Genomic DNA, 20,129 nt, shown 5'->3' on the forward strand with positions numbered 1-20,129 from the left:
CGCCTACGGTGCGTTGGATCCGAGGATGGACGGTACCCGGACAGCCGGGTTGAGGCATCCCCCCAACGGACGCCCCAAACCGGAAGAACGATTAGGGGTCATCCGTTCGGGTGAGCGGAAGTAGGCTCCAGGGCGAGTGCGGCATCCTTCCGCAACCAGGCCGCTCCATACGGCCCGACCAGACCGACCCATCGGCCGGCGACCCGTACCTGGACGTCGCCGGCGCCGAGGAAGCCCATCCGCACCAGCCCCTGGACCAGCCGCTGGGGCACCTCCACCGGGGCGTCCGGCGCGTCGTCCGGGGTCACCACCACCGCGACGTGGTCCAGCAGCGCGTCACGCAGCGCCCGCTGCCCCACCGCGCGGCCGCCCACACCGTGCGTGGCCGCCGCGCGCAGGGTGCCGGCCGCGGCGGCGGCGATCCGACGCACGTCGTCGGCGGGCAACGCCTCCACCGCCCGGCTCGCCGCCGGGGGCAGCGCCCAGCGCCACCCGTGGTCGCGGCGCCCGGGCAACGCCGCGCCGCCCGCCGCCAACTCGGCCAGCAGCTCCGCCGCGGCGACCGTGACGTCCCCGGGGGCCGCCCCCGCGACCGTACGGACGACCAGGACGCCCCACGGCAGCCGGGCCCACAGGGCGGTACGCCCCGCGCCCGGCACCGGCCGCAGCCGGACCAGGATGGCCGGATCCAGCCGGACCAGCCGGGCCAGGAAGGCTCCCGCGTCGGCCACCCCGACCAGCCCGTGCCCCACCGCGGGCGCGGTCACAGGGCTTCCTCAGTTCGCGACTGCGGGGCTCGCAAAACCGGCTCACTCCTCGCGCTCACGGCGCTTCCTCAGTTCGCGACCGCGGGGCTCGCCAAACCGGCTCACTCCTCGCGCTCACGGCGCTTCCTCAGTTCGCGACCGCGGGGCTCCCCGGAGCGGGCTCATGGCGTCGTCCCGGGGGCGTACCGGAGCAGGAAGGTCCGCTCCTCCGGGGAGATCCGCCGCGGCCGCTGCGCGGCCAGGTCGAACGGGACCAGCACCGAGCGGGCCGTGCTGGCCAGCACGTCGCCGTCGTACAGCTTGTAGGCGACGGTGAACGACGCGGCCCGGATCTCCTCGACCCAGAGTTCGATCCGCACCGTCGGGGCCGCCTCCGCGCTGGACCGACCCAGCGCGTAGTCGACCGGACGCAGGTAGTCGACCTCGTGTCGACGGATGACGACCCCGTCGGCGAACGAGTCCACGCCCCACGCCCGGCCGCCGGCGAACATCATCGCCACCCGCGCCTCCTCGTACAGGGTGAGGAAGCGCGCGTTGTTGACGTGGCCGTACGCGTCCAGGTCGGACCAGCGCAGCGTGCAGTGGTAGACGAACCGGTCAGTCACGGGTGAGCTTGCGGTAGGTCACCCGGTGCGGACGGGCGGCCTCGGCACCGAGCCGGTCGATCTTGTTCTTCTCGTACGCATCGAAGTTGCCCTCGAACCAGAACCACTTGGCCGGGTTCTGGTCGTCGCCCTCCCAGGCCAGGATGTGCGTGGCCACCCGGTCCAGGAACATCCGGTCGTGGGAGATGACCACGGCGCAGCCGGGGAACTCCAGCAGCGCGTTCTCCAGGCTGGAGAGCGTCTCCACGTCCAGGTCGTTGGTCGGCTCGTCGAGCAGGATCACGTTGCCGCCGATCTTGAGGGTCAGCGCCAGGTTGAGCCGGTTCCGCTCGCCACCGGAGAGGACCTTGGTCGGCTTCTGCTGGTCCGGCCCCTTGAAGCCGAACGCGGCGATGTACGCCCGGGACGGCATCTCGACCTTGCCCACCATGAGGTGGTCCAGCCCGTCGGAGACCGTCTCCCAGACCGTCTTGTCCCCGGCCAGACCGGCCCGGCTCTGGTCGACGTACGACAGCGAGACGGTCTCGCCGACCCGCACCGTGCCGTCGGTGGACTCCTCCAGCCCGACGATGGTCTTGAACAGCGTGGTCTTACCGACGCCGTTCGGACCGATCACGCCGACGATGCCGTTGCGCGGCAGCGAGAAGCTGAGGTCGTCGATCAGCACCCGGTCGCCGAAGGCCTTGACGAGGTGGTTCGCCTCGATGACCGTGCTGCCCAGGCGCGGACCCGGCGGGATCTGGATCTCCTCGAAGTCCAGCTTGCGGGTCTTCTCGGCCTCGCTCGCCATCTCCTCGTAGCGATCCAGGCGCGCCTTGGACTTGGTCTGCCGCGCCTTGGCGTTGGAGCGCACCCACTCCAACTCCTCGCTCAGCCGCTTCTTCATCTTGGCGTCGCGCCGGCCCTCGACGGCCATCCGGGCCGCCTTCTTCTCCAGGTAGGTGGAGTAGTTGCCCTCGTACGGGTAGGCCCGGCCGCGGTCCAGCTCGAGGATCCAGTTGGCCACGTTGTCGAGGAAGTACCGGTCGTGGGTGATCGCGATCACGGTACCGGCGTACTTGGCCAGGTGCTGCTCCAGCCACTGCACGCTCTCCGCGTCCAGGTGGTTGGTGGGCTCGTCGAGCAGCAGCAGGTCGGGGGTCTCCAGCAGCAGCTTGCAGAGCGCGACCCGGCGGCGCTCACCACCGGAGAGCTGGGTCACGTCGGCGTCCGGCGGCGGGCAGCGCAGTGCGTCCATGGCCAGCTCGAGCTTGGAGTCGATGTCCCAGGCGTCGGCGTGGTCCAGCTCCTCCTGGAGCTTGCCCATCTCCTCCATCAGCTCGTCGGAGTAGTCCGTGGCCATCTGCTCGGCGATCTTGTTGAACCGCTCCAGCTTGGCCTTGGTCTCCGCGACCGCCTCCTCGATGTTGCCGAGGACGGTCTTGGCGTCGTTGAGCGGCGGCTCCTGCGCCAGCATGCCGACGGTGTAGCCGGGCATCAGCCGGGCCTCGCCGTTGCTCGGCTGGTCCCAACCTGCCATGATCTTGAGAAGGCTGGACTTACCGGCGCCGTTCGGGCCGACCACACCGATCTTGGCCCCCGGCAGGAAGTTCAGCGTCACGTTGTCGAGCACGACCTTGTCGCCGTGCGCCTTGCGCGCCTTTTCCAGGACGTAGATGAACTGGGCCACGGTGCGGGCTACCTCCGTCGGTTGCGATCGCGAGCTTGCGGGGCGCGGGCGCGGGCTGTGACTTCCGCCCGCCGCCGCCGGCCGGGAGCCGGCCAGGCGCACGCCATCGTCAATCCTGACAGGTGAGGCGCGGTCCGCCCACATCACCCCGCCCCGGGCGGTACGCGCGTCGCGCCCGGCCGGGTTGTCGACAAGATCACGATCGGGGTTCGGTGGATCTGGGACGGGTAGGTAACTCCGGCACGGGGGAACAGACGCCGCAGCTACGCTCAGTACGCTCATCGCGGTGGACCCGTCAGCACCCGGAGGTGGCCGATCGTGACCGTCCGTAGCTCCTTTGTCGTAGTGGCGAACCGACTGCCGGTCGACGAGGTGAGCACACCCGAGGGACGGCAGTGGCGACGCAGCCCGGGCGGGCTGGTCACGGCACTGCACCCGGTCCTCGCCGAGCACCAGGGCACCTGGGTCGGCTGGGCCGGCGGCACGGGCGCCGCCCCGGAGCCGTTCGACCTGGAGGGGATCCGGCTGCACCCGGTGCCGCTGAGCGCCGAGGAGCTGGAGCGGTACTACGAGGGGCAGTCCAACGCGACGATCTGGCCGCTCTACCACGACGCGGTCGAGACCCCGGCGTACAAGCGCCGCTGGCGGGAGGCGTACCGCCTGGTCAACGCCCGATTCGCGGAGGCCGCGGCGGACGTCGCGGCCGAGGGCGCGACGGTCTGGGTGCAGGACTACCAGCTCCAGCTCGTCCCGGCGATGCTCCGCGAGCTGCGGCCGGACCTGCGGATCGGGTTCTTCCTGCACATCCCGTTCCCGCCGATCGAGCTGTTCATGCAGATGCCGTTCCGCACCGAGATACTGCGCGGCCTGCTCGGCGCCGACCTGGTCGGCTTCCAGCAGCGGCTGGCGGCGCAGAACTTCGTCCGGCTCGCCCGCCACCTGCTCGGCCTGCGCTACGAGGGGCAGATGATCCAGGTCGACGGGCGGCAGGTGAAGGCCGGGGCGTTCCCGATCTCCATCGACACCAAGGAGATGGAGCGGATGGCTGCCGACCCGGCGATCCAGGCCCGGGCCAAGCAGATCCGCGAGGAGCTGGGCAACCCGAAGACCATCGTCCTGGGCGTCGACCGGCTGGACTACACCAAGGGCATCGAGCTTCGGTTGAAGGCCTTCCGGGAACTGCTCGCTGACGGAAAGTTGACGGTCCCCGACGCGGTCATGGTGCAGGTCGCCACACCCAGCCGCGAGCGTGTGGAGCACTACCAGGCACTTCGGGTGAAGGTCGAGCGCGAGGTCGGCCGGATTAACGGCGAATTCGGACGGGTCGGGGTGCCCGCGGTGCATTATCTGCATCAGTCGTACAGTCGCTCCGAACTGGCCGCGATGTACGCCGCGGCCGACGTGATGATCGTGACCCCGCTGCGAGACGGAATGAATCTGGTGGCCAAGGAGTACGTCGCATCGCGCGCCGACCAGGGCGGCGCGCTCGTGCTCAGTGAGTTCGCCGGCGCCGCGACAGAGCTGCGTCAGGCCTTCCTGTGCAACCCGCACGACCCCGACGCGGTGAAGGACGCGCTGTTGCGCGCCGTGCATGTCGAGAGACCGGAGGCCCGCCGCCGCATGCGGATAATGCAACGCCACCTGCGCACCCACGACGTGGGGCACTGGGCCAAGTCCTTCCTGACCGAACTCGGCGTGCCCGATGCGGAGGCTGCGTGAACTCCCCCGCCACCACCACTCCGCATGCCGGGGTGATGGACCCCGAGCTGCGCGCCGCCATCGGCCGGATCGCCCGCGTCCCGCAGCTGCTGGTCGCCTGCGACTACGACGGCACCCTCGCCCCGATCGTCGAGGACCCGAGCAAGGCGGTGCCGCTGCCCGAGTCGGTGGCCGCGGTCCGCGCGCTGGCGTCGCTGCCGCAGACCACCGTCGCGGTGGTCTCCGGGCGCGCGCTGCGCGACCTGGCCGCGCTCTCCCGGCTGCCGAGCGAGGTCCACCTGGTGGGCAGCCACGGCTCCGAGTTCGACATCGGCTTCGTCGAGCGGCTCTCCCCCGAGCTGATCGCGACCCGCACCCGGCTACGGGACGCGCTGCGCGAGATCGCCGCGGCCCACCCGGGCGTACGCCTGGAGCGCAAGCCGGCCAGCGTCGCCGTGCACACCCGCGGGGTGGACCCGCAGGTGGCCGCGTCCGCCGTCGAGGCGGTCCGCAGCGGCCCCGCCACCTGGGACGACGTCACCGTCACCCAGGGCAAGGAGGTCATCGAGCTGTCGGTGGTGGCCACCCACAAGGGCACCGCGGTCGATCAGCTCCGGACCCAGCTTGCGGCGAGTGCCGTGCTCTTCATCGGCGACGACGTCACCGACGAGAACGCCTTCGGCAACCTGCACGGCCCGGACGTCGGCATCAAGATCGGTCCTGGCGACACCCAGGCCGACTACCGGGTGGCCGAGCCGATCGAGGCGGCCCGGGCGCTGGGCCTGCTGCTGGAGACCCGGCGGCACTGGCTCTTCGGCGAGCGGGCGGTGCCGATCGAGCGGCACTCGATGCTGGCCAACGGGCGTACGGTCGCGCTGGTCACCCCCGACGCCAAGATCACCTGGCTGTGCCACCCGAAGCCCGACTCGGCCGCGATCTTCGCCGACCTGGTCGGCGGCAGCCCGGCCGGGCACTTCAGCGTGGCCCCGGAGCGCGGCGGCATCCCGCTCGGCCAGCGCTACCGCAGCAACACGATGACCGTGGAGACCCGCTGGTCCGGCCTGACCGTCACCGACTGGCTGGACCTGCCGGCGCGGGAGACGACACCGGACGGCGAGGCCGTCGTGACCGGCGACTCGGCGCTGGTCCGGGTGCTCAGCGGCACCGGCCGGGCCCGGATCGACTTCGCGCCGCGACCCGAGTTCGGCCAGGTCGCCGTGCAGCTTCAGCCGCTGGACGACGGCCTGCTGGTGCTCGGGTCCAACGAGCCGGTCGCCCTCTACTCCCCCGGCGTCGAGTGGCAGGTCACCAGCGACGGGGTGAACGAGAGCGCGAGGGCGGTCGTCGACCTGCGCGCCGCCGGCGGGCAGGTCGTGCTGGAGCTGCGCTTCGGCACCCACAGCCTGGAGCACCACCAGGTGCCGGTCCACGAGCGGCAGGCCGCCGCCGAGCAGCCCTGGAAGGACTGGGTGGCCTCGCTGCGGCTGCCCGCCACCGCCCGGGACCTGGTCGCCCGCAGCGCGCTCACCCTGCGCGGGCTCTGCCACGAGGCCACCGGCTCGATCCTCGCCGCGGCGACCACCTCGCTCCCCGAGGAGCTGGGCGGCGTCCGGAACTGGGACTACCGCTACTGCTGGCTGCGCGACGCGGCGATGACCGCCCGCGCGCTGGTCGACCTCGGCTCCATCGAGGAGGCGGAAGCGCTGCTGCGCTGGACCGACGGCGTCATCGAGCGCACCGGCGGGCACCCGGAGCGGCTCCACCCGCTCTACACCGTCGACGGGTACGAGCTGGGCGCAGAGGCGGTCATCGACACCCTGCCCGGCTACGCCGGCTCCCGGCCGGTCCGGGTCGGCAACCTCGCCAACCACCAGCTCCAACTCGACGTCTTCGGCCCGGTCGCCGACCTGATCGCGGCGGTGGCCGACGCCCGGGGCTCGGTCCGGGACGACGAGTGGCGGGTGCTGGAGAACATGGTCGAGGCGGTCCGCCGCCGCTGGCACGAGCCCGACCACGGCATCTGGGAGGCTCGCCTCCCGCCGCGGCACCACGTCTTCTCCAAGGTCATGTTGTGGATGACCGTCGACCGGGCGTTGCACGTGGTGCGGCAGCACGGCGGCGAGGACCGGCCGGAGTGGGTGGAGCTGCGCGACCGGATCGGCGCCAACGTGCTGGAGTACGGCTGGCACGAGGAGGCCGAGGCCTACAGCGTCGCGTACGGGCACGAGGACATGGACGCCTCGTCGCTCTGGATCGGCATCTCCGGGCTGCTCCCCGGCGACGACCCGCGCTTCCTGTCGACCGTGCTCAAGATCGAGGCGGACCTGCGCAGCGGCCCGGTCGTCTACCGGTACCACTGGGACGACGGCCTGCCCGGCCGGGAGGGCGGCTTCCACATCTGCACGGCCTGGCTGATCGAGGCGTACCTGCGCACCGGCCGGCGGACCGACGCGGAGGAACTGTTCGCCCAGATGATCGACACGGCGGGCCCGACCGGGCTGCTCCCCGAGCAGTACGACCCGCTCGCCGAGCGCGGCCTGGGCAACCACCCGCAGGCCTACAGCCACCTCGGCCTGATCCGCTGCGCCCTGATGCTGGACAACATGCTCAAGCAGTGAGCTGAGCGATACCGCTGCGGCGGCGGGAGGCCTCGGTCTCCCGCCGCCGTCGTCGTTGGCGGCTCAGGTGTCCGGCTGGCCGCCGGTGAGGGCGTCGACCACGTCGCCGACCACGACGACGGCGGGCGGGCGGAGACCGGCGGCCGTCACGTCCGCGGCCACCGCGCCCAGCGTCGAGCGGAGCATCCGCTGGGCGGACGTCGTGCCCTCCTGGATCACCGCCGCCGGGGTCTGCGCCGGTCGGCCGTGCGCGATCAGCGTGCCGCTGATCGCGGCCAGGTTCTTCAGGCCCATCAGGATCACCAGGGTGCCGCGCAGGCCGGCGAGGGCCTCCCAGCGGACGAGCGAGGTCGGCGAGTCGGGCGCGACGTGCCCGGAGACCACCGTGAACTCGTGCGCCACCGCCCGGTGGGTGACCGGCACGCCGGCCACCGCGGGTACGGCGACCGCGCTGGTCACCCCGGGCACCACCGTGACCGGGACGCCCGCCTCGGCACAGGCCAGCAACTCCTCCCCGCCGCGGCCGAAGACGTACGGGTCGCCGCCCTTGAGCCGCACCACGACCTTCCCGGCCCGGGCCCGGTCCACCAGGATCCGGTTGATCTCCTCCTGGGCCCGGGACGGCCCGTACGGGATCTTCGAGGCGTCGACCAGCTCGACGTCCTGGCGCAGCTCGTCGAGGAGCAGCCCGGGGACCAGGCGGTCGGCGACCACGACCTCCGCCTCGGTGAGCAGCCGCCAACCCTTCAACGTGATCAGCTCGGGATCGCCGGGGCCGGCACCCACGAGCGCCACCCGTCCGGGCGCGCCGCCGGTCCCACCGCCGGCCAGGTCGGGGCGCACGCTGAGCAGGTCGCGCACCGCGTCCCGGACGGTCATCGCACGCCGGGGATCGCCGCCGCCGAGCACGGCCACGGTGACCGGGCCGTGCCGGGTCACCGCCGGGGTCCACGCCGTGGCCGCCGTCCGGTCGTCGGCGCGTACGCAGAAGATCCGGCGTTCGGCGGCGGCGGCGCTGACCGCGGCGGCCGCGACCGGGTCGTCCACCGCCACCTGGACCAGCCAGGCACCGTCCAGGTCGGCGGGGACGAACCGGCGCGGCTCCCAGTGCAGCCGGCCGGCGTCCACGTGCGCTCGCAGCGCCGGGGTGAGTTCCGGTGCCACCAGCAGGACGTCCGCACCGGCGTCGAGCAGCGCGGGCACCCGCCGGGTAGCCACCGCTCCCCCGCCCACCACGACCACCCGCCGGCCGGCCAGCCGCAGGCCGAGGGGGTAGGGGCTGCCGGTTGTCACTTCTCCGCCACTCCGGCCGAGTCGAAGGTGGCCACCTCGTGCAGCACCCGGACCGCGCCGGTGACGACGGGCAGCGCGAGCAGCGCACCGGTGCCCTCGCCGAGGCGCAGCCCGAGGTCGACCAGCGGGTCGAGGCCGAGGTGGCGCAGCGCCGTGGTGGCGCCCGGCTCGGCGGACCGGTGCCCGGCGACCATCGCCCCGACCGCGTCCGGCGCGAACGCGGCGGCGGCCAATGCGGCGCTGACCGCGATCACCCCGTCCAGCAGCACCGGCACCCGGCGGGCGGCGGCGCCGAGGATCAGCCCGGCCAGCGCGGCGTGCTCCAGCCCGCCGACGGCGGCCAGCACGCCCAGCGGGTCGGCCCGGTCGGGCGCGTGCCGGTCGAGCGCGGCCCGCACCACGCCGACCTTGCGGGCGTACGTCTCGTCGTCCACGCCGGTGCCGCGCCCGGTCACCTCGGCGGGGTCGGCGCCGGTGAACGCGGCGACCAGCGCGGCAGCCGGGGTGGTGTTGCCGATGCCCATGTCGCCGGTGAGCAGGATCCCCGCCCCGGTGTCGATCAGGTCCCCGGCGACCCGGATGCCGGTCTCCACCGCCGCCCGGGCCTCGTCCCGGGTGAGCGCGGCGGTGACCGTGAGGTCCCGCGTGCCGGCCCGTACGTTGGCGGCGATCAGGCGGGGACCGGCCGGGTCGGCGCCGGCCGGCGGGTCCACCGGCAGCGGGGTGGCCACGCCGACGTCCACCACGGTGACCGAGGCGCCGGCCTGCCGGGCGAACGCGTTGACCACCGCACCGCCGGCCAGGAAGTTGCCGATCATCTGGGCGGTGACCTCCTGCGGCCACGGGGTGACGCCCTGGGCGTGCACGCCGTGGTCACCGGCGAAGATCGCCACCGCGGCCGGCTCGGGTAGCGGCGGCGGGCAGGTACCGGCCAGCCCGGCGAGGCGTACCGAGAGGGGCTCCAGGGCGCCGAGGGAGCCGGCGGGCTTGGTCAGCCGGGCCTGGAGGTCGCGGGCCGCCGCCATGGCAGCCTCGTCGAGCGGCCGGATCGCGGCCACGGTGGACTCCAACATCATGCCTCCAGGATCTCCGCCAACGCGTCGGTGAACGCGTCGGTCGTCGCCGGATCGCGCACCGCGATCCGCAGCCAGTCCGGGCCGAGCCCGGGGAAGGTGTCGCCTCGGCGTACCGCCCAGCCGCGCTCGCGCAGCCGTTCCCGCACCTCGGCGGCGCCGGGCAGGTGGACCAGGACGAAGGCGCTGGCCGGGCGGCCCGCGACGCGTACGCCGGGCAGGCCGGACAGGCGGGCCACCAGGTGCTCGCGGTCGGCGGCGAGCCCGGCGGCGATGGCGCGCTCGGCCGTCACGGCGGCCGGGGACGCGCAGGCGGCCGCGGCGGCGAGCGCCGGGGTGGAGACCGCCCAGAGTGGCTGGGCCTCGGCGAACCGGGCGAGCAACGCCGCCTCGCCGAGCAGGTAGCCGACGCGCAGCCCGGCCAGCCCCCAGGTCTTGGTGAGGCTGCGGACCACCACCAGGCCGGGCAGGTCCCGGCGGGCGGCCAGGGACTCCGGCTCGCCCTCGACGCCGGGGGCGCGGGTGGTGTCGGCGAAGGCCTCGTCGACCACCAGCACCCGGCCGGGCCGGGCCAGCGCGGCGAGCGCCTCGGCGGGGTGCAGCACGGAGGTGGGATTGGTGGGGTTGCCGACCATCACCAGGTCGGCGTCGGCGGGCACCCGGGCCGGGTCGAGCCGGAAGTCCTCGGCCGGGTCGAGCAGCACCCGCTCGACGGGGAGGCCGGCGGCCCGCAGGGCGGCCTCCGGCTCGGTGAACTGCGGGTGCACCACCACGGGCCGCCGCGCGTCGCGCAGCGCCCGGGCGATCAGCACGAAACCCTCGGCCGCGCCGGCGGTGAGGAGTACCTCCTCCGGGGGACGCCCGTGCCGGGCGGCGACGGCGGATCGGGCCGGGCCGGGATCCGGGTACGCCGCCAGCTCGGCCAGCGCGGCGACCAGCGGGTCGGCCAGCCAGTCGGGCATCGGGGCGCGGCGCACGTTGACCGCCAGGTCCACCAGGCCGGGGGTGGCCTCGGCGTCGCCGTGGTGGCCGAGGTCGGGCTCGTCCGGCGGGGCGGTCGGCGTCCCGGTGAGCTGAGCACGCATGTCCGCGATCCTGCCGGGAAGCCGCCGCCCGGGACAGCGGATCCCGGCGTGGGGCGCGTCACCACCGCTCCACCCGCTCGCCCGTTTATGAATTCTTCTCATTTCCGAATCGGAAATGTCATAGCTTGGCCACGTGAGCACCCGACCCCTTGCCTCAGCTGGTCGTGCCGTTCCCCTCCTCCGCGCCGGGCTGATCGCCGGCATCGTGGTCGCCGCCGCGCTGTACCCGCTGGCTGCCGTCACGGGCATCGGTGCCAAGGCCACCGCGCACGCAGTGGAGCAGAAGACGAGCATCCTGAAGACCGCGCTACCCGCCGAGACCTCGTACCTCTACGCGCCGGACGGCAGGACCGTGTTGACGATGTTCTACGAGGAGTACCGGCAGTACACCAAGGTCGAGGAGATGTCGCCGAACATCCAGCAGGCGATCGTCGCCGCCGAGGACAACCGCTTCTACCAGCACCACGGCGTCGATCCGAAGGGCGTGGCCCGCGCCTTCGTGGCCAACTCCCGCTCCGGCGGCGTTTCCCAGGGCGCCTCGACCATCACCATGCAGTACGTCCGGATGGCTCTGCGGGACAGCGCCAGGACGCCGAAGGAGGTCCAGGAGGCCACCCAGCAGACCAGCCTGCGCAAGGTCAAGGAGATGCGCATGGCACTGGACATCGAGAAGCACCTCAGCAAGGAACAGATCCTGGAGCGCTACCTCAACTCGGCCTACTTCGGCCACCGGGCGTACGGGATCTACGCGGCCGCGCAGATCTTCTTCTCCAAGACCCCGGCCACCCTCACCCCGGCCGAGGCGGCCACCCTCGCCGGCCTGGTCAAGTCCCCGTCGGAGTACGACCCGATCACCTCGGACCAGAAGGACGCCACCGGCCGGCGCAACTACGTGCTCGACAACATGGCCCGCCTCGGCTACCTGTCGCCCGACGCCGCCGCGCAGGCCAAGGCCGAGCCGATCAAGCTCAAGCTCACCAACCCGCCGAACGACTGCGCGTCGCTGCTCGAGAAGTACCGGGCGACGTGGGGCTTCTACTGCGACTACCTGAAGAACTGGTGGAGCTCGCAGCCCGCGTTCGGGAACAACCGGCTGGAACGGATGGACAAGCTGCGCCGCGGCGGTTACCGCATCGTGCTCGCCCTCGACCCGAAGATCCAGGATGCGGCGGAGAAGAACGTCGGGGCCAAGGACGCCACCGGCAGCCCGTTCGCCAACGGCATCGTGGTGGCCGAACCGGGCACCGGACGGATCAAGGCGATGGCGGTGAACCGGACCTACTCGCTCGACCTGAGCGACAACCCGAACAGCTCCAATCCGGAGGCCGGCCCGAAGGTCAAGGCGAACTACCCGAACACGGTCGCGCCGTTGCTCGGCGGGGGCACACTCCCCGGCTACCAGGCCGGATCGACGTTCAAGATGTTCACGATGCTCGCCGCGCTCAACTCCGGGACGAAGCTCTCCGACACCATCAACTCGCCGTTCAAGTACCAGTCGGCCATCTACGACGGGTGGGCCCCGGTCAACGCCAGCGGCGCGATGACCGGCGTGCAGACCATGTGGTCCGGCTTCGGCAAATCGGTGAACACCTTCTTCGTGCAGTTGGAGGAGAAGGTCGGCGCGGAGAAGGGGGTGCGCCTGGCCGAGCAGCTCGGGCTGCGCTGGCGTACCGACGTGGACCGCGAGCACGCCGCGCCGGGCCAGGCGAACAAGTGGGGTGCGTTCACGCTGGGCGTCTCCGACGCCACCCCGCTGGAGATGGCGAACGCGTACGCCACGGTCGCGGCCGAGGGCCGGTACTGCGAGGCCATCCCGGTGAACTCGATCCTGAACCGGGACGGCACGCCGGCCATGTACACGACCGCCGGCGGCGTGGAGCGGGAGGTCGCCAAGCCGCGCTGCCGGCAGGTGGTCAGCGCGGACGCGGCCCGGGCCGCCACCGACGCCGCGCGCTGCCCGACCGGCGACAGCCCGGCCAAGGGTGGCTGCGGCGGCTGGTCGACCGCCGACAGCGTCCGGGGCACGGTCGGCCGCCCGGTCGCCGGCAAGACGGGTACCACCGACAGCACCCGGTCCGCCTGGTTCGTCGGCTTCACCCCGGAGCTGGCCGCGGCGAGCTTCATCGCCGACCCGGACAACCCGTTCAACGCCGTGGGTGACGGGTTGTCCCAGGTGCCCGTCGACGCGGTGGCGACGACCCTGCGCGACGCGCTCAAGGGCCAGCCCACCCGCCAGTTCACCCCACCGTCCGACCAGATCGTCGGCTGAGGCGGAGCCGTCGCCAGACCGCCCGGGGGTGCGCCCGGGCAGATGGTCAAGAGGTTCGCGGCCCGTGCCCGCGAACCTCTTGACCGCCTTCCTCGGCGCTCAGCGCAGGTCGGCGGCGACGAAGGACCAGAGTTCGAGGTCGACCCGGGCGCCCCGGACGAAGCCGGCATTGCGCAACAGGCCCTCGTAGCTGAAGCCGGCCTTCTCGGCCACCCGCCGCGAGGCCACGTTGCCCGGCGCCACCCGCAGCTCGACCCGCTGGAAGCCGTGCTCCAGGATCAGCGCGATGGCCACCGCGTCCACTGCCTCGGCGGCCAGGCCGTACCCCCGGGCGTGCGGCGCGACCGCGTACGACACCTCGGTCAGCCGGGCGCCCCAGTCGGTGCGGCGGGTCCAGAGGCAGCCGACCACCCGCTGGTCCTCCCGGCGGACGACCCCGTAGTGATCGCCGTCGCCGCTGTCCCGGCGCTGCCGGGCCAGCTCGGTGCACCAGGCCCGCCCCTCGATCTGCCCGGACGAGTCGGCCAGCGGCAGCCAGCGCTGGGTCTGCCGATCCGCGAACACCTCGTCGACCGCCGCGGCGTCCGCCACCACCAGCGGGCGCACCTCGGTGCGCGGGGTGGAGACGGTCAGCGTCGGGAAGCGGCGGACGGCCACCTGTCCGATCACGCCGGGGCCTCCGCCGGGGCCACGGCCGCCGCGACCAGCCGGGCCGCGATCTCCGGGTACGCGGCCCAGTGCGGCACGAGCTGCGAGGCGTGCACGCCCCGCCAGACGAAGCCCTCCGGGGCGCCGCCCTCCCAGCTCCACGCCGCCCGCTCGCCGGCCCGCGGGGTGAGCACGGCGGCGTGCTGCTTGTGCCCGACCACCGTGGTGCCGGCCGGGGCGACCACGCTGTCGGTCCGGGCGGTCGCCGCCCGGTAGCCGATCACCAGGCCGTCCCGGCTCGAGCCGATCGCGTCGAGCACCCCGCACATGGGCAGCCCGTCCAGCTCGCGGGCCAGCCAGAGCAGCCCGGCACCCTCGGCGATCACCGGCCGGCCGGTCCGGGCCAACTCGGCCACCGCGATGCAGAGCCGGCGGTTGGCGGAGAGCCGGTCCGCGTACGCCTCGGGAAGCCCGCCGCCGACGACCAGCGCGCGGGTCCCGGTGGGCAGCGCCTCGTCGCGCAGCGGGTCGACGGTGACCACCTCGGCCCCGGCGGCCCGGAGCAGCTCGGCGGTCTCCGGGTGGCTGTAGCTGCCGCCCGGGCCGCCGGCGAGCGCGACCACCGGCCGCTCGCCGGTCGGCGCGCCCCCGGCCGGTTCCGGCGACCACGGTTCGACGGTGAGCGCCGGCGCGGATCGGGCCAGCACCAGCAGCCGGTCCAGGTCGACGGTGGCGGCCACCGCCTCCCCGAGACGGCGCACCGCGCGCTCCGCCTCGTCGTCCCGCTGGACCACCGGGACCATGCCGTGCCGACGGGCGGGGAGCACCGGGGGCAGCTCGTGCCGGCGCAGCGCGCCGTAGACGGGCACGCCGACGTCGTCGAGCGCCGCACGCAGCATCGCCTCGTGCCGGGGCGACGCCACCCGGTTGAGGATCACACCGCCCAGCCAGAGCTGCTCGTCGTAGGACCGGAAGCCGTGCACCAGGGCGGCCACCGACTGGCCCATCGCGGCCACGTCCACCACCAGCACCACCGGGCTGCGCAGCGCGGTGGCGACGGCTGCGGTGGACTCGGTCCCGGGCCGGCCGGAGATCGAGTCGTAGAGCCCCATGGTGCCCTGCACCAGCGCGAACCCGGCGCCGGCCGCGCCGTGCGCGAAGAGCGGCGCGATCCGCTCCGGGCCGACCAGCCGCGGGTCCAGGGTCCGCCCCGGCCGCCCGGCGGCCAGCCCCAGGTACGCCGCGTCCACCTGGTCCGGCCCGATCTTGAAGCCGGCCACGTCCAGCCCCCGGTCGACGAGGGCGGCGAGCAGTCCGAGCGAGAGGGCACCGGTGCCGTGCCCCGAGGAGGGAGCGCTCAGCACGACGCGCGGCACGACGGTCATCATCGACTCCTGATCTGGGTGGTTTCGGCCCGCGTGACCATACCCGGCCGAGCCGACACCCAGCGGCCGCCGACCGGTCGGTTCCGACCCGGCTTCCCGCCCGGCGCAGGTCAGTGGCCCCGCTCATACGGGTAGCCTTCCTGGTGTGTACCGGTTCCTGCTGACCCCGCGCTGGCTGGGCTGTCTCGCGCTGACCCTGGTCGCCGCCGCGCTGATGGTGTTCCTCGGCAACTGGCAGCTGGACCGCTACCACGGTCGTACGGCGATCAACGAGCGGATCGACGCCGGCGCGACGATGACCCCGGCACCGCTGCGCGACGCCCTGCCCGCCCCGACCGGCGGACCGGGCAGCACCGGCCCGGCCCCGGCCGACCGGATCACCTGGACCACGGTGACCGCCACCGGCCGGTACGACACCGCGAACGTCGTCCTGGTCCGCGGCCGTACGGTCGACAGCGAGGTCGGCTTCGAGGTGCTCACCCCGCTGGTCCTCGCCGACGGCACCGCCGTGCTGGTCGACCGCGGCTGGATCCCGCCCGCCCCGGGGGGCGGCGCCACCGCCCAGCCACCGGTGCCCGCCGCACCGAGCGGCGACGTCACGGTCACCGGCCGGGTGGTGTCCACCGAGAGCGGCGGCGGCGCCGTCGACCGGCGCGACGGCAGGCTGGAGACCCGGCGGATCAGCGTCCCCCGGATCGCCCGGCAGCTGCCCTACCCGGTGGCCGGCGGGTACGTGCTGCTCGAGCAGCAGACACCGGCCGCCGACCCGGCCTTCCAGTCGGTCCCGATCGGACACACCAACAACTGGCAGAACTTCGGCTACGTGGTGCAGTGGTGGATCTTCTCGGCCATGAGCCTCGTCGGCTACGCCTGGGTGGCCCGCCGGGAGGCGCGCCGGCGGGCCGGCCTCGACAAGCCGCGTACGCCGGTCGACCGGGCCGGCGACCAGCGCCTCCGCCTGACCCGCCTCGGGCCTCAGCCGGTGGTGACCCGGCCGGCGTGGATGGCGCGGACGGCGTCGATGGTGTCGGCCTCGGCGGCGGTCTTGTCGTCCCGGTAGCGCACCACCCGCGCGAAGCGCAGCGCCACGCCGCCCGGGTAGCGGCTGCTGGTCTGCACGCCGTCGAACGCGATCTCGACCACCTGCTCCGGGCGGACCCGGACCACCCAGTCGCCCTTCTCCACCGCCAGGTCGAGGAAGCGCTGGGTCTGCCAGCGCAGCAGTTCGTCGGTGAGCCCCTTGAACGTCTTGCCGAGCATGACGAACTCGCCGGTGCGCGGGTCGCGCGCGCCGAGGTGCAGGTTGGAGAGCCAGCCCTGCCGACGGCCACTGCCCCACTCGACCGCCAGCACCACCAGGTCCAGGGTGTGCCGGGGCTTGACCTTGACCCAGGCAGAACCGCGCCGCCCGGCGGCGTAGGGGGCGGCCGGGTCCTTGACCACCACCCCCTCCTGGCCGGCGTCGACCGCGGCGGCGAAGGCGGCCCCGGCCTGCTCCGGGTCGGCCACCTCCACCCGGCCGACCAGCAGCGTCGGGTCGACCGCTCCGGCCAGCGCGGCCCACCGCTCCCGGCCGGGCAGGTCGATCAGATCCGCGCCGTCGAGGTGCAGCAGGTCGAAGAAGTACGGCGTGAGCACGGTGTCGCCGGTCCGCTCGGCGGCGGCGAGCACCGCGGGCGCCACCGGCGTGCGACCGGTGGTGCTGGGCGTGGTGCGCCGCGCCACCCGGCTGGAGGTCTCCTGGAACGGCAGCGGGCGGCCCTCGGCGTCCAGCCCGATCGCCTCGCCGTCGAGCACCAGCTCCCGCGCGGGCAGCGCGCGCACGGCGGCCACCACCTCGGGGAGCCGGGTGGTGATGTCGTCCAGACTGCGGGTGAAGATCGCGATGTCCTGTCCGGACCGGTGCACCTGGATGCGGATGCCGTCGAGCTTGACGTCGACCACCGCCGGGGCGCCGGTGGCGGTCAGCGCCTCGTCCACGCTGGGGGCGCTCTGGGCCAGCATCGGCGCCAGCGGGCGGCCCACCTGGAGCCCGAAGCCGGCCAGCGCCGCCGCGCCGCCGGAGAGCGCGGCGACCGCCACCGCGCGCAGGTCACCGGCGAGCAGCAGGGCCCGGCGGACGGCCGTCACCGGCACCTCGGCCGCCCGGGCCACCGCGTCGGCGAGCAGGCCGGCCTGGGCGCCCTGGCGGAGCTCACCGCTGAACAGGCCGACCAGCAGCCGCTGCTCGTCGGCCGTGGCCGCGGCGAAGAGCCGGCCGACCATCTCCCGACGGCGGGCCTGCGAGCCGACGCCACCGACCCCGGCGATCTCGTCGATAGCCGCGTCGACCCCGGCCACCGTCAACGTCGGCTCGGCCGCCGGCGGCGGCAGGTCACGCAGGCTCGCCCAGCCCACCCCGGTGTGTCGTTGACGCAGCTCACCGGCGAGGTAGCCGGAACCCGCCGGGACCTCGCCGGGTTCGAGCGACCGCAGCGCGGCGGCGAGCAGCTCCACCTTGGCCCGCCGGCCGCTGGTGGCGCCCACCGCGGCGGAGGTGGCCGCCAGATCGAGGAACCGCACGGAACACATCCTGCCAGCCACCCCCGACACGGCGGGGCTTCCCGCCGTGGACCGTCGAGCGAGCCGGTCCCGGTCAGGCCGAGACCGGCTCCTCGATCCGCAGGCCGCGGGCGCGGACCTCGTCGGCGACCCGGGTCAGCAGCGCGTCGAGCGTGACCAGCGCGGCGGAGAGCTCGCCAAGCTGGTCCTTGAGCGTGTCCTCGGGCCACGCGGAGACGTCGACGTCCCCCAGAGCGTTGACGGCGGCTTGGAGCCGGGTCATCTCGTCATTCGTACGCATGTACGAAAGGCTATAACACCCTGCCGGCCGACACACCGCAAACTCCGACATCGGCTGCGAAGCTACGGCTCCGACAGCTAACTCCGGTTCGCGCCCGCCTCGGCGACCTTGGCCAGCAGCAGCGCCTCGGCCACGCAGACCCGGGCGAACTCGCCCAAGTGCAGGCTCTCGTTCGGCCCGTGCGCGCGGGCGTGCGGGTCCTCGACGCCGGTGACCAGGATCGCCGCCTCGGGGAACATCTCCTGGAAGGTGGCGATGAACGGGATGGAACCGCCGACGCCGATGTCGACCGGGTCGGTGCCGTCCCAGGCGCCCCGGAAGGCCGCGCGTGCCGCCTCGAACATCGGCCCGGTGGCGTCGATGACGCAGGGGGCGCCGTCGTGCTCGAAGGTCACCGTCACCTGCGCGCCCCAGGGCGCGTGCTTCTCCAGGTGGGCGATCAACGCCGCGTACGCCTTCTTCGGGTCGTCGCCCGGCGCGAGCCGGACGCTCAGCTTGGCCTTGGCGGCCGGGACCAGCGCGTTCGGCGCCTCCCCGGTGGCCGGGGCGTCGACGCCGAGCACCGCGAGGGCCGGCTTCGTCCAGAGCCGGTCGGTGATCCGGCCGGTTCCGAACAGTTCGGCCCCGTAGACCAGCCCGGCCTCGGCGCGGAACCGGTCCTCCGGGTAGTCGACCGTGGCGCCCTCGCGGCCGACCAGGCCCTCGACGGCCACGTCACCGGCCGCGTCGTGCAGCGTGGCGAGCAGCTTGACCAGGGTGGTGAGGGCGTCCGGCACGGCACCACCGAACATGCCGCTGTGCACGGCGTGGTCGAGGGTGCGCACCTCCACGAAGCAGTTGACGATGCCGCGCAGCGAGGTGGTCAGCGCGGGCACGCCGATGTCCCAGTTGGTGGAGTCGGCGATGACGATGACGTCCGAGGCGAGCTCCTCGCGGTGCGCGGCGAGCAACTGCTCCAGCGAGTCCGAGCCGTACTCCTCCTCGCCCTCGATGAAGAGGACCACGCCGACCGGGAGCCGGTCGCCGAAGGCGCGCAGCGCGGCGATGTGCGCCATGATGCCGGCCTTGTCGTCGGCGGCGCCCCGGCCGTAGAGGCGGCCGTCCCGCTCCACCGGCTCGAACGGGTCGGACTCCCACAGCGACCGGTCGCCCACGGGCTGGACATCGTGGTGGGCGTACATCAGGACGGTGGGCGCGCCGGGCGGGGCGGGCTTCCTCCCGATCACCGCCGGCTGGCCGCCGGAGCGCACGATCTTCGTGTCGAGGCCGCAGCCGCGCAGCAGCTCCGCCACCGCCTCGGCGGAGCGCTCCAGGTGCGAGTGGTCGAATCCCTCGAAGGCGATGCCCGGGATGCGGACGAGGCGTTCCAGGTCGGCACGGACGCCGGGCAGCTCCCGCTCGACGGCGGCCCGTACCTCGGACTCGGACATGATCGGTGTGGTCATGACCGGCATCGTATGCCGGCCTTACCGCCGCCCACCGCCCGAGCCCGTCCCCAGGTCAGGGGCGGCGGACGTAGTAGCGGGCGGGGTCGTGCGGGAGGCCCGGCGCGCCGTCGACCACGAGGTCCGCCGCGGCCTCGGTGCCGTCGGTGGCGAAATGTGCCCGCTCCCCCGTGTGCCAACGGCGCAGCTCGGGCAGGATCTCCGTGCCGTCCCGGGCGAGCGCGCGGGACAGCCGCAGCTCCGCGGGCGCGGTGACGAAGACCGACCGGGTCAGCTCCGGCCGGACGTGCGCCCGCGCCGCGCTCACCCCCTCGACGATGAGCACCGGCCCGGCCGGCACCGGCACCGGCCGGTCCAGGAAGCACCGCCGCACCCAGCTGTACCGGCGGTAGGCCCCCGGCCGGCCCGCGCGCACCGGGCCGAGCACCCACTCCTCCAGCCGGGACCAGAAGGTGAGCTGGTCGTCCCAGCCGTCGAGCAGGTCGTCGGTGCGGACCACCGGCGGCCGGTCGCCGCCGGGCAGCGCGGCGAGGGCGTCCGCGAGGCGCGCCGCGAAGACGCTCTTGCCCGCGCCGCTCGGCCCGTCGACCGCCACCAGCCGGGTACGCCCCAACCGCGCCGGTCCGGCGAGCACCCGCCGGGCCAGTGCCGCGTACGCCTCGATCACCGCCACCGTCACCCGACCGACGCTAGCGCCGCACCCGGCTCCCGCCGCGAGGACCGTCCCCCGTC

14 protein-coding genes and 2 pseudogenes are annotated in these 20,129 nt (G+C 73.9%); 4 read left to right on the forward strand and 12 right to left on the reverse strand.

All coding sequences use genetic code 11. The annotated features are described in order from the left end of the window. Window positions 1–98 precede the first annotated feature (98 nt). The 3 genes from ACFYOS_RS15985 to ettA form a co-directional block, all read right to left on the reverse strand. Window positions 99–752 carry a hypothetical protein gene (locus ACFYOS_RS15985; RefSeq protein ID WP_387141510.1) on the reverse strand — a complete coding sequence of 218 codons (654 nt, stop codon included), beginning with the start codon at window positions 750–752 and terminating at the stop codon, window positions 99–101. 176 nt (window positions 753–928) lie between these two features. After that, the gene (locus ACFYOS_RS15990; protein ID WP_387141189.1) at window positions 929–1,372 is read right to left on the reverse strand and encodes an acyl-CoA thioesterase; all 444 of its coding nucleotides are present in this window, start codon (window positions 1,370–1,372) and stop codon (window positions 929–931) included. Next, entirely contained in the window at window positions 1,365–3,041 is a 1,677-nt protein-coding gene (gene ettA, locus ACFYOS_RS15995) for an energy-dependent translational throttle protein EttA (RefSeq protein WP_387141192.1), read from the reverse strand. The genes ACFYOS_RS15990 and ettA overlap by 8 nt, the downstream gene beginning before the upstream one ends. A gap of 318 nt (window positions 3,042–3,359) precedes the next feature. Here ettA and ACFYOS_RS16000 point away from each other — a divergent pair, with 318 nt between their 5' ends. Continuing rightward, window positions 3,360–4,760: a trehalose-6-phosphate synthase gene (locus ACFYOS_RS16000; RefSeq protein ID WP_387141195.1), complete on the forward strand. Its 1,401-nt coding sequence runs from the start codon at window positions 3,360–3,362 to the stop codon at window positions 4,758–4,760. 35 nt (window positions 4,761–4,795) lie between these two features. Beyond that, window positions 4,796–7,357: a trehalose-phosphatase gene (gene otsB / locus ACFYOS_RS16005; protein ID WP_387141513.1), complete on the forward strand. Its 2,562-nt coding sequence runs from the start codon at window positions 4,796–4,798 to the stop codon at window positions 7,355–7,357. Between the two features lie 63 nt (window positions 7,358–7,420). On the opposite strand, the gene cobA is transcribed toward otsB, so the two are convergent. From cobA to cobC, 3 genes are read right to left on the reverse strand one after another with little or no spacing between them, the layout of a single operon-like run. After that, window positions 7,421–8,650, reverse strand: coding sequence for a uroporphyrinogen-III C-methyltransferase (gene cobA, locus ACFYOS_RS16010; protein ID WP_387141198.1), 1,230 nt, complete (start codon window positions 8,648–8,650; stop codon window positions 7,421–7,423). Next, entirely contained in the window at window positions 8,647–9,723 is a 1,077-nt protein-coding gene (gene cobT / locus ACFYOS_RS16015; protein ID WP_387141516.1) for a nicotinate-nucleotide--dimethylbenzimidazole phosphoribosyltransferase, read from the reverse strand. The genes cobA and cobT overlap by 4 nt, the downstream gene beginning before the upstream one ends. After that, complete coding sequence (gene cobC / locus ACFYOS_RS16020) at window positions 9,723–10,808, reverse strand: Rv2231c family pyridoxal phosphate-dependent protein CobC (RefSeq protein ID WP_387141200.1); 1,086 nt, start codon at window positions 10,806–10,808, stop codon at window positions 9,723–9,725. Before cobC ends, cobT begins: the two co-directional genes overlap by 1 nt. Before the next feature lie 133 nt (window positions 10,809–10,941). On the opposite strand from cobC, the gene ACFYOS_RS16025 reads away from it, so the two are divergent. Further along, window positions 10,942–13,077 (forward strand): transglycosylase domain-containing protein, encoded by a 2,136-nt coding sequence (locus tag ACFYOS_RS16025; protein WP_387141203.1) that lies wholly within the window; start codon window positions 10,942–10,944, stop codon window positions 13,075–13,077. A 99-nt stretch (window positions 13,078–13,176) separates the two neighbouring features. Here ACFYOS_RS16025 and ACFYOS_RS16030 read toward each other — a convergent pair whose 3' ends face one another. Continuing rightward, complete coding sequence (locus ACFYOS_RS16030; RefSeq protein WP_387141206.1) at window positions 13,177–13,746, reverse strand: GNAT family N-acetyltransferase; 570 nt, start codon at window positions 13,744–13,746, stop codon at window positions 13,177–13,179. Continuing rightward, window positions 13,743–15,110, reverse strand: a complete 1,368-nt coding sequence (locus ACFYOS_RS16035) for a cobyrinate a,c-diamide synthase (protein ID WP_387141209.1) — start codon at window positions 15,108–15,110, stop codon at window positions 13,743–13,745. The genes ACFYOS_RS16030 and ACFYOS_RS16035 overlap by 4 nt, the downstream gene beginning before the upstream one ends. Window positions 15,111–15,255: 145 nt before the next feature. On the opposite strand from ACFYOS_RS16035, the pseudogene ACFYOS_RS16040 reads away from it, so the two are divergent. After that, window positions 15,256–16,056: pseudogene (locus tag ACFYOS_RS16040) on the forward strand (SURF1 family protein); the annotation flags it as partial. A 29-nt stretch (window positions 16,057–16,085) separates the two neighbouring features. Here the strand turns inward: ACFYOS_RS16040 and ACFYOS_RS16045 are convergent. The 4 genes and pseudogenes from ACFYOS_RS16045 to ACFYOS_RS16060 form a co-directional block, all read right to left on the reverse strand. Then, the gene (locus tag ACFYOS_RS16045) at window positions 16,086–17,672 is read right to left on the reverse strand and encodes an ATP-dependent DNA ligase (protein ID WP_387141212.1); all 1,587 of its coding nucleotides are present in this window, start codon (window positions 17,670–17,672) and stop codon (window positions 16,086–16,088) included. Window positions 17,673–17,745: 73 nt separating this feature from the next. Continuing rightward, on the reverse strand, window positions 17,746–17,952 hold the full coding sequence (locus ACFYOS_RS16050) for a hypothetical protein (RefSeq protein WP_387141215.1): 207 nt from the start codon (window positions 17,950–17,952) through the stop codon (window positions 17,746–17,748). A 77-nt stretch (window positions 17,953–18,029) separates the two neighbouring features. Then, window positions 18,030–19,382 (reverse strand): dipeptidase, encoded by a 1,353-nt coding sequence (locus tag ACFYOS_RS16055; protein ID WP_387141519.1) that lies wholly within the window; start codon window positions 19,380–19,382, stop codon window positions 18,030–18,032. Next, window positions 19,372–20,076, reverse strand: a pseudogene (locus tag ACFYOS_RS16060) (uridine kinase); the annotation flags it as partial. The pseudogene ACFYOS_RS16060 and the gene ACFYOS_RS16055, both read right to left, overlap by 11 nt. Window positions 20,077–20,129 lie beyond the last annotated feature (53 nt).

Origin of the sequence: Micromonospora sp. NPDC005806, from assembly GCF_042871425.1 — a bacterium.
In the GTDB taxonomy this organism is placed as follows: Bacteria; Actinomycetota; Actinomycetes; order Mycobacteriales; family Micromonosporaceae; genus Micromonospora.

What these genes read in the sequence shown, in the direction of transcription:
- otsB (WP_387141513.1), top strand. Translation starts at nt 4,796, where the DNA reads ATGGACCCCGAGCTGCGCGCCGCCATCGGCCGGATCGCCCGCGTCCCG.
- ACFYOS_RS16035 (WP_387141209.1), bottom strand. Translation starts at nt 15,110, where the DNA reads ATGACCGTCGTGCCGCGCGTCGTGCTGAGCGCTCCCTCCTCGGGGCAC.
- cobC (WP_387141200.1), bottom strand. Translation starts at nt 10,808, where the DNA reads ATGCGTGCTCAGCTCACCGGGACGCCGACCGCCCCGCCGGACGAGCCC.
- cobT (WP_387141516.1), bottom strand. Translation starts at nt 9,723, where the DNA reads ATGTTGGAGTCCACCGTGGCCGCGATCCGGCCGCTCGACGAGGCTGCC.
- ACFYOS_RS16055 (WP_387141519.1), bottom strand. Translation starts at nt 19,382, where the DNA reads ATGTCCGAGTCCGAGGTACGGGCCGCCGTCGAGCGGGAGCTGCCCGGC.
- ACFYOS_RS16050 (WP_387141215.1), bottom strand. Translation starts at nt 17,952, where the DNA reads ATGCGTACGAATGACGAGATGACCCGGCTCCAAGCCGCCGTCAACGCT.